The organism is Devosia chinhatensis (genome assembly GCF_000969445.1).
Classification (GTDB): Bacteria; Pseudomonadota; Alphaproteobacteria; order Rhizobiales; family Devosiaceae; genus Devosia; species Devosia chinhatensis.
The window spans coordinates 149,754-164,558 of sequence record NZ_JZEY01000054.1 but is presented as its reverse complement, the minus strand read 5'-3'; the positions used below and the strand labels follow the sequence as shown (position 1 = coordinate 164,558).

The window sequence follows — 14,805 nt, the reverse complement described above, 5'->3', positions numbered from 1 at the left end:
CCTGTTGTCAAACACCGCTCATGACCCCTTCGTTGCAAACGGAAATCGAGGATGCCGCCGCCCGGCTGAAGGCGGGCGAGCTCGTGGCCTTCCCCACCGAGACCGTTTATGGGCTGGGTGCGGATGCGACCAATGTCGATGCGGTGCTTTCGATCTACCAGACCAAGGGCCGGCCGCGCTTCAATCCGCTCATCATCCATTGCGCCGATCTCGCCATGGCCGAACGCTATGGCCAGTTTTCCCCTCTCGCGCGACAGCTGGCCGAAATCTTCTGGCCCGGCCCGCTCAGCATCGTGGTGCCCTTGCGGCCCGGCCATGGCCTGGCGGACGTCGCCACGGCCGGTCTCGACAGCGTGGCGCTGCGCGTGCCGGACCATGCCGTGGCTCTCGAGCTGCTGCGCGCCGCCGGTCGCCCATTGGCGGCGCCTTCGGCCAATCCTTCGGGCAGGCTGTCGCCCACCAGCGCGGCGCAGGTGCGTCTGGGCTTCGGCGATGCCGTGCCGGTACTCGATGGCGGTCCCTGCCAGTCGGGCGTCGAATCCACCATCCTGGCGGTGGATGGGGACAGGTTGATCCAACTGCGTGCGGGCGCCCTGGCGCGTGCGGACATCGAGGCGGCGACGGGGCGAAGCGTCGAGCAGGTGCGGGACGGCGCAGCGATTTCGGCGCCGGGCATGCTGCTCAGCCATTACGCGCCCAATGCCCGCATGCGCCTCGACACGCGCCCCGAGCCGGGCGAGGCCTATCTCGCCTTCGGGCCCGCGCCGGCCTTTGCCGGAACCATGCGCAATCTCTCCGAGCAGGGCGACCTGCGCGAAGCGGCGCGCAACCTCTTTGCCATGCTGCACGAGCTCGATGCCTCCGGCGCAGGCACGATCGCCGTGGCCCCGATCCCCGAAACGGGGCTGGGGGAAGCGATCAACGACCGCCTCCGGCGCGCCGCGGCACCGCGTGGCGAGGCCTCTTCGCCCTAGTCCCTGACCTTGTACGGCTTCTGGTCGCGCATGAAGCGGGCCAGGGCTTCGAGGTCGGCATCGCCACCGGGCGGCAAGACGACGCGGATATTCACGTAGAGATCGCCCTCGCCGTATAGCCCCTTGCCCTTGAGGCGGAGCGCCTTGGACGTATCGACGCCGGGCGGCAGGTTGAGCTCCACCGAGCCGTCGAGCGTCGGCACCCGCACCTTGGCCCCGAGCACGGCCTCATAGAGCGTTACCGGCACATCGGTGCGCACGTCCTGCCCGTCCCGGCGGAAGGTTTTCGATTTCTCGAATTTCACCGTGACCAGCGCATCGCCCGGCTCGCCCATCGGACTTTGCGAGCCCTGACCCTTGAGCCGGATCTGCTGGCCTTCCTCGACCTTTTCGGGCAGCTTGACGTTGAGCACCTTGCCGTTGGGCATGCGCACGGGCACCGACGCGGCCTTGTGCGCATCCTCGAGGGAGATGGCGATATTGACGACCACGTCGTCGCCCTTGCCCATGCGCGCGCCGGCTCCGGCCCCGGCCGCTCCGGCTCCGCCAAACGGGTCCCATTGCGCCCCGCCGGCACCCTGGCGCGCGCCACCGCGCGGCTGGCCGCCAAAGCCGCTCATGAATTCCTTGAGGATGTCCTCGGCGGAAAAGCCGCCGCCCGCGCCAGCGCCCGGCCTCGCCCCGCGCGCTCCGCCTCCGAAGCCGCCATTGCCGAAGCCGGCAAAGCGCGGATTGCCGTCGGCGTCGATTTCGCCGCGGTCAAACTGGGTCCGCTTGTCCTTGTCGTTGAGCAGGTCATAGGCATGGGTCGCCTCGGCAAATTTGCCGTGGGCCGAGGGGTCGTCGGGGTTCTGGTCGGGGTGATATTTCTTGGCCAGCTTGCGATAGGCGGACTTGATGTCCTTCTCGCTTGCGGACCGCGACACCCCGAGTACGGTGTAAGGATCGCGCATTTGGGTCCAATCTTTGTGTTGAGGCATTGTCCGCCTCGTGATCTGGGTCCTATATGGCCACGCCCCATGGGCTTGTCCAGTTTCGAGGCTGGGCAAAATGAGGGAAATTCATGATGCTGCAGACCCTGACCGAGCGCCTTTTCGATGATAGCGACCGCACCGACCTCGATCCCTTCGCCGTGTTCGAGGAATGGTTCGCCCTTGCCCAGGAAAGCGAGCCCAACGATCCCCACGCCATGGCGCTGGCGACGGCCGATGCGGATGGCCTGCCCGACGTGCGCATGGTGCTGCTCAATCGGCGCAACGCGCGCGGCTTCTGCTTCTTCACCAATTTCGAGAGCGCCAAGGGGCGCCAATTGCTCGCCAATCCCCAGGCGGCCATGGTCATGCACTGGAAGAGCCTGCGCCGCCAGGTGCGCATGCGCGGGCCGGTGGAAGAGGTAACGCCGGAAGAGGCCGACGCCTATTTTGCTTCTCGCGCCCGCGGCAGCCGCATCGCCTCGGCCACCTCGAGGCAGTCGCGCCCCCTGCCCAGCCGGCAGCAGATGATGGACGAGGTAACAACGCTCACCGCCATGGTGGGTGATGGCGACATGCAGCGGCCCGCGCATTGGTCGGGCTTTCGCATCCTGCCCACCAGCATCGAATTCTGGAAAGACGGCGAATTCCGCCTCCATGACCGGGTGCGGTTCTCGCGTCCGAATATCGAGACCCCCTGGTCAAGCCAACGGCTTTATCCCTGATCGCATACAGAAGGTTTTACACCGGTCCGAACCTTGTGGAGATGACCGCGTTGTCATCATCGCGCGTTCAAACAATTCAAAGACCTTTGGCTTAAATTGGTCACGCAAACGGGAATAGTGCGTCCTTGCGGATCAAGATCAGAACATCGAAGGCGGCCATCTGGGCCCGGCGACTGGGCAGCATCGCGGTGCCGCTCCTTGTCCTGCCGGTGCTGATGCATCGCGAGCGCTATATCGACAGTGGCCTCTTCCTGGTGCTCATCGTCTTTGCCGCTGCGGTGGCAGCGCTCGCGGTGCTTCTGGCGCTTCTCGCGCTTGTGCGCCTGTGGTTCAGCGGCGACCAGGGCTGGGGCCGGGCCATCGGTGGGCTGGTGCTGGGGCTTTTCTGCCTGGCGCCCTTTGGCTGGTATGGTGCGCTGGCCCTGCGCTATCCGGCGATAACCGATATTGCCACCGCCCCGCGCAGCGAGCTGCCCCTGCTGTTCGAGCCGGACACTGCGGCCATGGCCGCGCCGCGCGTCGCGACGGCGGCCGAACAGCAGAACGTTTTCCCCAATGCCGAAACCCGCACCTATCCCCTGGACGTCGTTCAGCTCTTCGGCCTCGTCAATCGCCTGGCCGAGGCCAATGACTGGGACATGCGCCTGCGCAGCGAACCGGCTGACGTGACCGCAGAAGGCCGGATCAATGCCCGCATCGTCACCTGGACCGGCTGGCCGGAGGAAGTGGTGCTGCGGGTCCGACCGGCCGGCGCTGGCGGCCAGGTGGACATGCGCTCGGCTTCGATCGGCGCCCCGCTCGACTTCGGCAGCAATGGCACCCGTATCAGCGGCTTCCTCGTGGCGCTCGACGCCGAGGTGACCGCCTTCATGCGGGATAATCCCACAATCACAGCCGCGCCGGCTGACGACGACGCCGTGCCGGACGTAGAGACCGGTAACGGCGACTAGGGCCCGGCTAGCTTGGCGCGCTCAGCGTGCGGCGCACCGCCTCGTCCCAGCCTCTGACCTTGGCCTTGCGGGTCTTGTCGTCCATTTGCGGCTCGAAGCGCTGGTCGCAGGCCCAGCTTCGCGCAAATTCGTCCATTCCCGGCCAGACGCCGGCCTTCATGCCCGCCAGCCAGGCCGCGCCCAGGGCGGTGGTTTCCAGGATTGTCGGGCGATCGACCGGCGCGTCGAGCACGTCGGCGAGAAACTGCATGGTCCAGTCGGAAGCCACCATGCCGCCATCGACCCGCAGCACCGTGTCCTTGCCGCCGCCCTTCCAGTCCTTGCGCATGGCTTCGAGAAGGTCGCGCGTCTGGTAGCAGACCGCTTCGAGCGCCGCGCGGGCAATCTCGGCAGGCCCCGAATTGCGGGTGAGGCCATAGATGGCGCCGCGCGCATCGGCATCCCACCAGGGCGCGCCCAGCCCAACGAAGGCGGGCACCATATAGACATGCTGGGTCGGGTCGGCCGATTGCGCCAGGGGCCCGGTTTCGCTGGCATTCTTGACCAGTTTCAGCCCGTCCCGAATCCATTGCACGGCCGCGCCGGCAATGAAGATCGAGCCCTCGAGCGCATAAATGGTCTCGCCGTCCAGCCGATAGGCGATAGTGGTAAGAAGGCGGTTTTTCGACCGCACCATGTCGGCGCCGGTATTGAGCAGGGCAAAGCAGCCGGTGCCATAGGTGGATTTCAGCATGCCCGGCGCAAAGCAGGCCTGCCCGATCGTGGCCGCATGCTGGTCGCCGGCGACACCCAGAATGGGAATTTCGGCGCCGAACAGAGCCGCGTCGGTGACGCCGAAATCATCGGCGCAATCCTTGACCTCGGGCAGGATGTCCATGGGCACGTCGAGCAGCGCGCACAGCTTGGCGTCCCACTTGTTCTTGCCGATATCGAAGAGCAGCGTGCGGCCCGCATTGGTGGCGTCGGTGACATGCATCCTGCCACCGGTCAGCCGCCAGATAAGGAAGCTGTCGACCGTGCCGAAGGCGAGTTCGCCCTTGTCGGCGCGCTGGCGGGCGCCCTTGACGTTGTCGAGCAGCCATTTGACCTTGGTGCCGGAGAAATAGGGATCGAGCAGCAGGCCGGTTTTTTTGCTCACCAGCGCTTCATGCCCGTCCTTCTTGAGCCGGGCGCAGAGAGGCGCCGTGCGCCGATCCTGCCAGACAATGGCATTGTGAATCGGCTTGCCGGTTTCCCGATCCCAGACCAATACGGTTTCGCGCTGGTTGGTGATGCCGATGGCCGCGATGTTTCCGGCCGCGATTTTGGCCTCCTTGATCGCCGTCTGCACCGACCAGACGACGCTCTCCCAGATTTCCTCCGGGTCGTGCTCGACCCAGCCGTCCTCGGGAAAGATCTGGGGAAATTCCTTCTGGCCGACGCCCGCAATCCTGCGTTCGGCATCAAAGACAATGGCCCGGCTCGACGTCGTGCCCTGATCGATGGCCAGAATGAATTTGCTCATTGGTTTCCTCCGGAACTCTGCGGTTCCTCGATCTGCAATTTTGTCGTCTGGCCGGGCTTAGGTCCGCGAACCGAGATAGGTCTCCAGCCGGGCCACATCCTCAGCCCCGATGCGCAGGCCCAGTTTTGTGCGCCGCCACAGAATATCTTGTGCCGTCCGCGCCCATTCCTGCGCAACCAGATAATCGACCTCGGCAGCGTAAAGATCGGCGCCGAAATGGATGCCGAGGTCCTCGTCGCTCACGCGCTCCCCCAGAATGGCCCGCGCCCGCGTACCGTAGAGGCGCATCAGCCGGCGCAAAAGCCCGGCAGGCATCCCGGGATAGGCCATGCCGAGCCGGCGCAGTTCGGCCTCGAAGCTCTTCACGCCGAAATCACCGCCCGGCAGGGTGCCCTGCTTGGTCCAGGCATCGCCTTTCTTGCCGAGCACCTCTTCGATTTTCTCGAGCACCGATTCGGCCAGGCGCCGCGACGTGGTCAGCTTGCCCCCGAACACGTTGATGACGGCGCCCGTCTCGGGGGTGCCATCGAGCTTGAGGACATAGTCGCGCGTTGCCTCCTGGGCGGCGCTGGCGCCGTCGTCAAAGAGCGGGCGCACACCCGAATAGGTCCAGACGATTTCGTCGCGGGTCAACGCTTGGGCGAAATATTCGCTGGCCGCCGAGAGGAGATAATCGGTTTCCTCCTCGGTGATCTGCACGTTCCGGGGATCGCCGTGATAATCGCGGTCAGTGGTGCCGATCAGGGTGAAGTCGGTCTCATAGGGGATGGCGAAGAAGATGCGCCCGTCGCTGTTCTGGAAGAAATAGCATCGGTCATGCTCATAGAGCTTCTTCACGACGATATGGCTGCCCTGGACCAGCCGCACATTATGCGCGCCATTCTTGCCCATGACGCCATTGATCACCTCGTCGACCCAGGGACCGCCCGCATTGATCAGCATGCGCGCGCGCAGGGTCTGCCGGCCATCCTCGCCATCGAGATCGATGGTCCAGCCGCCCTCCTCCCGCCGGGCCGAGGTGACCTTGGTGCGCACGTGGACCTGGGCGCCCCGATCCGCCGCGTCACGCGTATTGAGGACAACGAAGCGGGCGTCGTCGACCCAGCAATCGGAATATTCGAAGGCAAGCTTGTAGCCGGGCTTGAGCGGCCGGCCGGCCTCGTCCTTGGTCAGGTCGAGCGTCTTGGTGGGGGGCAAGAGGCGCCGCCCGCCCATGTAGTCGTACATGGCCAGACCGGCGCGCAGGATGGCGGCGGGCCGCAGTCCCTTGTGATGCGGCAGCACGAAACGCAATGGCCAGATGATGTGGGGTGCCGCAGCCCAGAGCACTTCGCGCTCGGCCAGCGCCTCATGCACCAGGCGAAATTCGTAATGCTCGAGATAACGCAGACCGCCATGGATCAGCTTGGTGGCCGCCGAGCTCGTGCCGGACGCCAGGTCGTTCATTTCCGCAAGGCCTACCGAATAGCCCCGGCCCACGGCATCGCGCGCCACGCTCGCGCCATTGATGCCGCCACCGATCACGAAAATATCCAGCATGTCGTCGCCTCGATCCGTCATGTTTCGTTTGTAACGCATTTGGTTTCGTTTTGTAACGTCAATATTTTCGCTCTACACTACCATACAAGACTGCCATTGACCCGGCCGGATGAGGGGCGTAGGGCATGGCTACCCCTTCCAGGGCCAAGGTTTTCCGGCCAATGCTCGATATTCTTGCCGTCATCGCACCGATCTTCGCACTTATGGCGTTCGGCTATGGCGCCGTACGTTTGCGGATGTTTCCGGCCGAGGGGATCAAGGCCCTGATCGCCTTCGTCAACAATTTCGCCACGCCGTGCCTGCTGTTTTATTCCATCAGCACCAGCGATTTCCGGTCGGCCTTCAACCTGGGCATTATCGGGCCCTTCTATATCGGCGCGGCCGCCTGCTTCTTTCTCGGCATCTTCATCGCCCGCAAGGTCTTCGACAACCGGCCGGGCGAAAGCGTCTCGGTGGGGTTTTCAGGCACCTTCACCAATACCGTTCTCGTCGGCCTGCCGATCATGAGCCGCGCCTACGGCGAGGGCGCCCTGCCGGTCACGCTCTCGATCATCGGCCTGCATGGCGCGATCCTGCTCACCCTGGGCATGGTCACCATGGAGCTGATCCGCCGGGATGGAAAATCCCTGGGCCGGACGCTGGTCGTCGCCGTGCGCCGCGTGGTCTCCAATCCCCTGATCTGGGGCATTGCCGCGGGCATATTGGGATCGCTGGTCAACCTGCAGCTGGTCGAGCCCGCCGAGGCATTCTTCGTGATGATGAGCCAGGCCGTCGTGCCCGCCGCCCTGTTCGGGATCGGCGGGGCGCTCAACGAGTTCAAGCTCAGCGAAAACTGGAAGCAGGCCCTGGTCGCCTCGCTGATCAAGCTCATCGTGCATCCGGCCATCGCCTATGTGCTGATGATCTGGGTGCTGCACGTGCCCATGGAGATCGCCCGCTACGGTATCCTGCTCTCGGCCATGCCGGCGGGGGTCAATATCTATGTCTTTGCCACCTATTACGAGCGCGGCGTCAGCGTGGCGGCCAACACCATCCTCATCGCTACCATCCTGTCGGCGCTGACCATTTCGGGCTGGCTGCTGATCTTGAGCCTTTAGTCCTGAACACTGTCAGGCCGGGCCTTTGAGGCCCAGGACTTTAGCCGAGAGTCACCTGCGCCTCTTGCACCATGTCGCCGACCGGGGAGGTGCGCAGCGGTACGGCCGTTTCAGCGTCGAGGCCGACGGCCAGGCGCACATAATGCTCGGTCGGGCAGATCTGCAGGCGCGGATCGAAGCCGATCCAGCCGAGCCTGTCGTCATAGGCCTCGGCCCAGGCATGCAGCCCGCCCTGACGCTCCGCGCTGGGTGCCAGATAGCCGGTGACAAAGCGCGCCGGAATATCGAGCGCCCGGGCCCCGCCGATGAAAAGGTGCGCATAGTCGGGTGGCGGCGGCAAGTCGACCGCCTCGCCCTGGCGCTGCACCTGCGCGCCGTCGGCGCTCATCTGCGATTGCACGCCGTCTTCGGCTGGCTCGGGCAAGCCCAAGGTTTCCCCCACCCGGGCCATCAAGCCATGCAGGATGTCGAGCCGCGTGTCCTTGCCAGTGCGGAACTTGCCATAGAGCGTTACCGGCGCCCGGGTCAGTGCGGTAACGCGGCGATAAAGCGTCGGCACCGGCTCGCCCGCCGGCTTGCCCAGCACGCCATTGGTATCGGTGGTGGTGACGACGCCATGAGCGCGAATCGCGATCTCGCCCTCGGGCCGGGACTGGTTGACCAGGTGCACAAGGTTGCCGAAGGCGTCGGCAAAGCGGCCGGCATTGTCGACCCCCTCGACCTCCACGCTCCAGTCCTCCACGTTCTGCGTGGGGCCGGAGCCGGGCGTCAGCAGCAGGTGAAAAAGAGCCTGGGCCGGTTGATACGGCAGGGAAAGTTTCAGCGAGTGGTCTATCTCGATGCGCATGTCAGTAGAAATTGTAGCTTTCCGATAGCGCGTCCGTCACCCTGTTGTTGCGGGCGACGAATTCGGTGAGAAATTCGTGCAGGCCATTGCTGAAGATGGTTTCCATGTCCGTCCCCTCCACCATGGACAACAGGCTCTCCGCCGCCTCGTGGCAGCATTCCTTGCGCCCGTAGAGCTTGGCCAGATTGTCCAGGTTCTGCTGCACGAAATTGGCGCAATAGACCAGGGAGCGGGGCATTTCCTGCCGCATGATGAGAAAATCGGCGATGTTATGGGCCTTGTAGCGGTCATGATAGACATGCCGGTACGCTCGGTGCGCCGAGGCGGCCCGCAGGATCAGCGTCCATTGCTGGATGTCGATTTCCCCGCCCACGAGGCTCGAGCGCGGCAACAGCACGTAATATTTCATGTCGAGGATGCGCGCGGTATTGTCCGCCCGCTCCACGAAATTGCCGGCCTGGAGAAAGGCAAAGCCATCGTCGCGCAGGATCGTGCCGAGCAGGGCGCCGCGGAATTCGTGGCTGCGCTGCTTGACCCATTGCAGCAGGCCCAAAAGCTTTGCGCCCCGCACGTCGCGCGGTTTGATCTGGGAAAATTCCAGCCACGCCCCGTTCATGCTTTCCCACATGTCGGTGGTGATCGCCGTGCGCACGGCGCGGGCATTGGTGCGCGCCGCCTGCAGGCATGAATAGACCGAGCTGGGATTGTCGGGGTCGAACATCATGTAGCGCGCGACGGTGTCGACATCGGCCACGTCGTGCTTGAGCGCAAAGGCTTCGTCGACCTCGGCGGCCTGCATCATGGAGACCAGGTGCTCGCTGGCCCCACCCTCGCGACGGCTGGTCAGGCTCATGCGATAGCCCACTTCGAGCAGGCGGGCCATGTTCTCGGCCCGCTCCACATAACGGCTGAGCCAGAACAGGTTGGCTGCGGTGCGTCCGAGCATTCTCAATCTTCCAGCACCCACGTATCTTTCGTGCCGCCGCCCTGGGAGGAATTCACCACCAGCGAACCCTTCTTCAGCGCCACCCGGGTCAGCCCGCCAGGGGTGATCCGCACCTCGTCGCCCACCAGCACATAGGGGCGCAGGTCCACGTGGCGCGGGGCCACGTCGCCATTGATATGGGTGGGGCAGGTCGAGAGGTTGAGCGTGGGCTGGACGATGTAATTGTCGGGCCGCGCCTCGATCTTCTTGCGGAATTCGGCATGCATGGCCTTGCTCGAGGTCGGCCCCACCATCATGCCGTAGCCGCCCGAGCCGTGCACTTCCTTGACCACGAGGTCAGCTATGTTTTCGAGCACCCAGGCGCGCTGGTTCTCGTCGGTGCAATTATAGGTCGGCACGTTCTGCAGGAGCGCCTTTTCGCCCAGGTAGAATTCGATGATCTCTGGAACGTATGTATAGACCGCCTTGTCGTCGGCAATGCCGGTGCCGGGCGCATTGACCAGGGTCACGTTGCCGGCGCGATAGGCGTCGAACAGGCCCGGCACGCCCAGCATGGAATCCGGACGGAAGGTCAGCGGATCGAGATAATCGTCGTCGATCCGGCGGTAGATCACGTCGACGCGCTCCGGCCCGGTCGTGGTCCGCATATAGACCTTGCCGCCATCGACGAACAGGTCATTGCCCTCGCAGAGTTGCGCGCCCATCTGGTCGGCGAGGAACGAATGCTCGAAATAGGCCGAGTTGAAGATGCCCGGCGTCAGCACCGCGATATTGGGGGTATTGCCCTTGAAATTGGCGGGCGCCACGCTTTCGAGCGTCCGCCGCAGGTTTTCGGGATAGGTCTCGACCGGGGCGACCTTGGATTTCTGGAACAGGTCCGGGGCGAGCATCATCATCGCCTCTCGGTCTTCGAGCATATAGGAGACGCCCGAAGGGGTGCGCAGATTGTCCTCGAGCACATAGAATTCGTCCGGCCCGACCCGCACGATGTCGACCCCGATAATATGGGCATAGACGCCGCGCGCGGGGTCGAGGCCCATCATCTGCGGGCAGAAGGCCTCGTTATTGAGGATCAACTTTTCGGGGACGCGCCCGGCCTTGAGGATTTCCTGGCGGTGATAGATGTCGTGCAGGAAGGCGTTGAGTGCCTTGACGCGCTGCTCGATGCCCTTGGACAGGCGGCGCCATTCATTGGCGGCGATGATGCGTGGAATGACGTCGAAGGGGATGACCTTTTCGGTCCCCTCTTCCGAGCCGTAGACGGCGAAGGTGATGCCGAGCTTGCGGAAGATCGCCTCGGCGTCGGCCTGCATGAGCGCCAGGGCCTTGTCGGGCTGTTCACCCAGCCATTCGCTCAGCGCCCGGTAAGGCTCGCGGACGGATCCGTCCGGGTTATACATTTCGTCAAACGGCGTCTGCTCGCCCATTCTGCTCCGCGAATACGTTACGGCTGTCCCATCGCCCGTCCATTGCTACACGTTTGACAGCCGACGTCCAGACGCTCAAATCCGGCTCTTGCCGCTTTTTCGTGCAGCCCTGCCTTGCGCGGGCGGCGGTTAAGATGCTCTCATGCGCGCGCCTGATTTCGTTTGCCATCAGAGGGCAAGCCCCTTAGTGCGCCTTTCCCGCCCAGACCAGCCGCCGATAGAGCGTTGATCGATCAACGCACAGCTCCCTTGCCGCGGCCGACAGATTGCCGCGATTGCGCTCGACGGCCTGGCGCATCGCCTCTTCGGTGATTGTGCCCAGCGCACCGTCCGCCATTGGCCTCGGCGGCGGAAACCGGACCGGCTGGATATGGCTGGGCAGGTCGGCGAGGCTCACCTTCTGCCCGGGTCCGGCCAGGGCCGCCATGGCCGCCAGCGCATTGGCCATCTCGCGCAAATTGCCGGGCCAGTCATAGGCCGCAAGTCGTTCCATCACCGCTTCGCCCAAGGGGCCGTGAGCGGTGGAGAAAGGCTGCCAGAGCGTCTCCAGCACCGCCCGTTTGTCCGGCAGGTCGGCGACCGAGGGCAGGCCGATGGTGAAGGGGGCGATGCGGAAATAGAGATCGGCCCTGAACGTGCCGGCCTCGACCATGGCCTTGAGGTCACGATTGGTGGCGCAGATGGCCACGAAATCTGCCCGGCGCGCCGCGCCGCCGCCCAGCGGCGAGACCTGCTTGTCCTGCAGGACCCGCAAAAGCCGAGATTGCAGCAGGAGCGGCATGTCGCCGATTTCGTCGAGAAACAGAATGCCGCCCTCGGCCTGTTGCACCAGCCCCTTGGCCCCGCCCTTGCGGGCGCCGGTAAAGGCGCCCGGCTCATAGCCGAACAATTCGGCCTCAATCAGGCTTTCCGGCAGCGCAGCGCAATTGACCGCCACGAAGGGCTTGCCCTGCCGCTGGGACAGCCCGGCCAGGTGGCGAGCAAAGACCTCTTTGCCCGAGCCGGTCTGGCCGGTCACCAGAACCGGGATCTCCGCATTGATCAGCCGCACCGCCTTGTCGCACTGCGTCCGCACGTCGTCGGTGAGGAACAGGCTCTGGTCCTCCCCCACGAGCCGCACGGAATGAAGGCGACCTTCGGCCCGCTCCTCGGGCCGGCTGATGGCGGCGGTAAAGACATCTCCGCCCCGCCCTCGCAGCACGGGATCGAGACGCTCGAACAGGTCCTGCCGCCGCGTCTTGCGGAACGCGATGCGGTCCATGCCCAGAAGGCTCAGGGCCCGCCGATTGCCGGCGACCAGATTGTCGCCGTCGAAGACCAGCACGCCCTCCCGCGAGGTCCCCAGCAGTTCGGCATGGCGATGAAAGCGCACGACGGTGCGGTCTTCGAAACCGCGCGCAAAAAACCGGTGCTCGATCTGTTCGACCGCCAGCCGGACCAGGCCCAGCGCATGTGTGTGCTCGGCATTGGCATGACCCGACATGTCGAGAACGCCTGCCAGCTTTCCGAAAGGATCGAAGATGGGCGAGGCAGCGCAATGGAGGATACCATGGGGCTCGAAGAAGTGTTCGCCCCCATGCACGGCAATGGCCCGCCGTTCGGCCATGGCTGTGCCGATCGCATTGGTGCCCGTGGACTTTTCCGCCCAGACCACGCCCGGTTGCAGCGCCACCCGCGCCGCCTCGCCGGCAAATTCGGCGCTGCCCACCACGTCGAGCACGATACCCTGCGCATCCGTGAGGATGACCACGCTGTCGGTGTTTTTCGCTTCGGCCCGCAGCGTCACCAGTTCGGGCCGGCTGATCAGCCGCAGCGCTTCGTTCTGCTGCTGGATCTGACGCAGCTCGCCCGCGGTCATCGGCTCGGCGGTGACGCTGTCGCCGGCATCCAGCCCCTGTTCGGCGCATCGTTGCCAGCTGCGCAGGATCGGCGCCGGCACCAGCCCGTCGGGCAAACTGTGCCCCGAGAAGAATTTTGCGCGAGCCTTGGCCAGCGCCAGGTCAGACGACAGGTTCATTCTCATCCTCCCGCCCGATCGTGGCAGTTTGCAACAGATGTTGCGCCCGCCATCGTCATCGGGTGTGGCAAAGTGTTGCGCGCCGTATTGCGTTCTGTAAAGCAAAACCCGCTTCACGAAGATTTGCCTTTTGCTTTCAAGGCCTTGGCCAGACCGGCACGGCTCTTGCTCCTGTGCTGTGCAGTCAAGCACCAAGGGAGGAAGTCTTGAACAAGCCGGAATTTTTGGGCCAGCGCGCCAAGTCTCCGTTCAAAGCCAAGTATGGCAATTACATCGGTGGACAATGGGTCGATGCCAGCGATGGCGAAACCTTCGACAATACCTCTCCGGTCACCGGTCAGGTCATCTGCCAGATCGCGCGCGGCAAGGCCGCCGATATTGAGAAAGCCCTTGATGCCGCTCACAAGGCGGCACCGGCCTGGGGCCGGACCTCACCGGCCGAGCGCGCCCACATGCTCAACAAGATTGCCGACCGCATCGAGGACAATCTCGATCTGATCGCGCTCGCCGAAACCTGGGATAACGGCAAGCCGATCCGCGAGACCACGGCGGCCGACATTCCGCTCGCCATCGACCACTTCCGCTACTTTGCCGGCGCCATCCGGGCGCAGGAAGGGGGTATTTCCGAGATCGACCACGATACGATCGCCTATCATTTCCATGAGCCCCTGGGCGTCGTGGGTCAGATCATCCCGTGGAATTTCCCCATCCTGATGGCAACCTGGAAGCTTGCTCCGGCGCTCGCCGCCGGCAATGCCGTGGTGCTCAAGCCCGCCGAGCAGACCCCGGCCTCGATCCTGCTGCTTATGGAATTGATCGAAGACCTGATCCCGCCCGGCGTGGTCAATATCGTCAACGGCTTCGGGCTCGAGGCCGGCAAGCCTCTGGCCAGCTCCAACCGCATCGCCAAGATCGCCTTTACCGGCGAGACCACGACAGGCCGGCTGATCATGCAATATGCCAGCCAGAACCTGATCCCGGTAACGCTGGAACTGGGCGGAAAGTCGCCGAACATCTTCTTCAAGGACGTGCTCGACGAAGACGACGACTTCTTCGACAAGGCGCTCGAAGGCTTCACCATGTTCGCCCTCAACCAGGGCGAGGTCTGCACCTGTCCCAGCCGCGCCCTGGTTCAGGAATCGGTCTATGACCGTTTCATGGAACGGGCCATCAAGCGCGTCGAGGCCATCAAGCAGGGCTCCCCGCTCGATCCATCGACCATGATCGGGGCACAGGCCTCCTCCGAACAGCTCGAAAAGATCCTCTCCTATCTCGACATCGGCAAGCAGGAGGGCGCCAAGGTCCTGACCGGGGGCGAGCGCAACACGTTCGAGGGCGATCTGGCAGGCGGCTATTACGTTAAGCCGACGGTCTTTGCCGGCCACAACAAGATGCGCATCTTCCAGGAGGAAATCTTTGGGCCGGTGGTGTCGGTCACCACCTTCAAGGACGAGGACGAGGCCCTCGCCATCGCCAATGACACGCTCTATGGCCTGGGCGCCGGCGTCTGGACCCGCAATGGCAATCGCGCCTATCGCTTCGGCCGTGGCATCCAGGCCGGCCGTGTCTGGACCAATTGCTACCACGCCTACCCGGCCCATGCGGCCTTCGGTGGCTACAAGCAATCCGGCATCGGCCGGGAGAACCACAGGATGATGCTCGATCATTACCAGCAGACCAAGAACATGCTGGTCAGCTACAGCCCCAAGAAACTCGGTTTCTTCTGACCTCGTCCTCGCCAGAAGCGGCTCCCGGGTCCATCCCGGGGGCGCGATATCGTTCCGGCGGGCGGCGTGCCATCAACCCCC

The 14,805-nt window shown here is 64.3% G+C and carries 12 protein-coding genes; 5 read left to right on the top strand and 7 right to left on the bottom strand.

Features of this window, described 5'->3' with window-relative positions; all coding sequences use genetic code 11:
• Nucleotides 1-20 precede the first annotated feature (20 nt).
• A complete protein-coding gene (locus tag VE26_RS00960; protein WP_046103380.1) occupies nucleotides 21-974 on the top strand; it encodes an L-threonylcarbamoyladenylate synthase in 954 nt (317 codons plus the stop codon).
• Here VE26_RS00960 and VE26_RS00955 read toward each other — a convergent pair.
• Complete coding sequence (locus tag VE26_RS00955) at nucleotides 971-1,927, bottom strand: DnaJ C-terminal domain-containing protein (RefSeq protein ID WP_046103379.1); 957 nt, start codon at nucleotides 1,925-1,927, stop codon at nucleotides 971-973. The two genes, VE26_RS00960 and VE26_RS00955, sit on opposite strands and share 4 nt — an antisense overlap.
• A 110-nt stretch (nucleotides 1,928-2,037) precedes the next feature.
• On the opposite strand from VE26_RS00955, the gene pdxH reads away from it, so the two are divergent.
• A complete protein-coding gene (gene pdxH / locus VE26_RS00950) occupies nucleotides 2,038-2,670 on the top strand; it encodes a pyridoxamine 5'-phosphate oxidase (RefSeq protein ID WP_046103378.1) in 633 nt (210 codons plus the stop codon).
• Between the two features lie 125 nt (nucleotides 2,671-2,795).
• Complete coding sequence (locus VE26_RS00945; protein ID WP_046103377.1) at nucleotides 2,796-3,620, top strand: DUF1499 domain-containing protein; 825 nt, start codon at nucleotides 2,796-2,798, stop codon at nucleotides 3,618-3,620.
• Between the two features lie 7 nt (nucleotides 3,621-3,627).
• On the opposite strand, the gene glpK is transcribed toward VE26_RS00945, so the two are convergent.
• Complete coding sequence (gene glpK, locus VE26_RS00940; RefSeq protein WP_046103376.1) at nucleotides 3,628-5,124, bottom strand: glycerol kinase GlpK; 1,497 nt, start codon at nucleotides 5,122-5,124, stop codon at nucleotides 3,628-3,630.
• A gap of 57 nt (nucleotides 5,125-5,181) precedes the next feature.
• A complete protein-coding gene (glpD, locus tag VE26_RS00935; RefSeq protein ID WP_152658664.1) occupies nucleotides 5,182-6,702 on the bottom strand; it encodes a glycerol-3-phosphate dehydrogenase in 1,521 nt (506 codons plus the stop codon).
• A gap of 86 nt (nucleotides 6,703-6,788) precedes the next feature.
• Here glpD and VE26_RS00930 point away from each other — a divergent pair, with 86 nt between their 5' ends.
• Nucleotides 6,789-7,760: an AEC family transporter gene (locus VE26_RS00930; RefSeq protein ID WP_084619822.1), complete on the top strand. Its 972-nt coding sequence runs from the start codon at nucleotides 6,789-6,791 to the stop codon at nucleotides 7,758-7,760.
• A gap of 40 nt (nucleotides 7,761-7,800) precedes the next feature.
• On the opposite strand, the gene VE26_RS16920 is transcribed toward VE26_RS00930, so the two are convergent.
• The 4 genes from VE26_RS16920 to VE26_RS00910 form a co-directional block, all read right to left on the bottom strand.
• The gene (locus VE26_RS16920; protein ID WP_052715576.1) at nucleotides 7,801-8,607 is read right to left on the bottom strand and encodes a transglutaminase family protein; all 807 of its coding nucleotides are present in this window, start codon (nucleotides 8,605-8,607) and stop codon (nucleotides 7,801-7,803) included.
• 1 nt (nucleotide 8,608) lies between these two features.
• Nucleotides 8,609-9,553, bottom strand: a complete 945-nt coding sequence (locus VE26_RS00920) for an alpha-E domain-containing protein (protein WP_046103373.1) — start codon at nucleotides 9,551-9,553, stop codon at nucleotides 8,609-8,611.
• A gap of 2 nt (nucleotides 9,554-9,555) precedes the next feature.
• Nucleotides 9,556-10,980: a circularly permuted type 2 ATP-grasp protein gene (locus tag VE26_RS00915; protein WP_046103372.1), complete on the bottom strand. Its 1,425-nt coding sequence runs from the start codon at nucleotides 10,978-10,980 to the stop codon at nucleotides 9,556-9,558.
• Nucleotides 10,981-11,164: 184 nt separating this feature from the next.
• On the bottom strand, nucleotides 11,165-12,997 hold the full coding sequence (locus VE26_RS00910; RefSeq protein WP_152658663.1) for a sigma-54-dependent Fis family transcriptional regulator: 1,833 nt from the start codon (nucleotides 12,995-12,997) through the stop codon (nucleotides 11,165-11,167).
• A gap of 206 nt (nucleotides 12,998-13,203) precedes the next feature.
• On the opposite strand from VE26_RS00910, the gene adh reads away from it, so the two are divergent.
• On the top strand, nucleotides 13,204-14,724 hold the full coding sequence (gene adh / locus VE26_RS00905) for an aldehyde dehydrogenase (protein ID WP_046103370.1): 1,521 nt from the start codon (nucleotides 13,204-13,206) through the stop codon (nucleotides 14,722-14,724).
• Nucleotides 14,725-14,805: the final 81 nt, after the last annotated feature.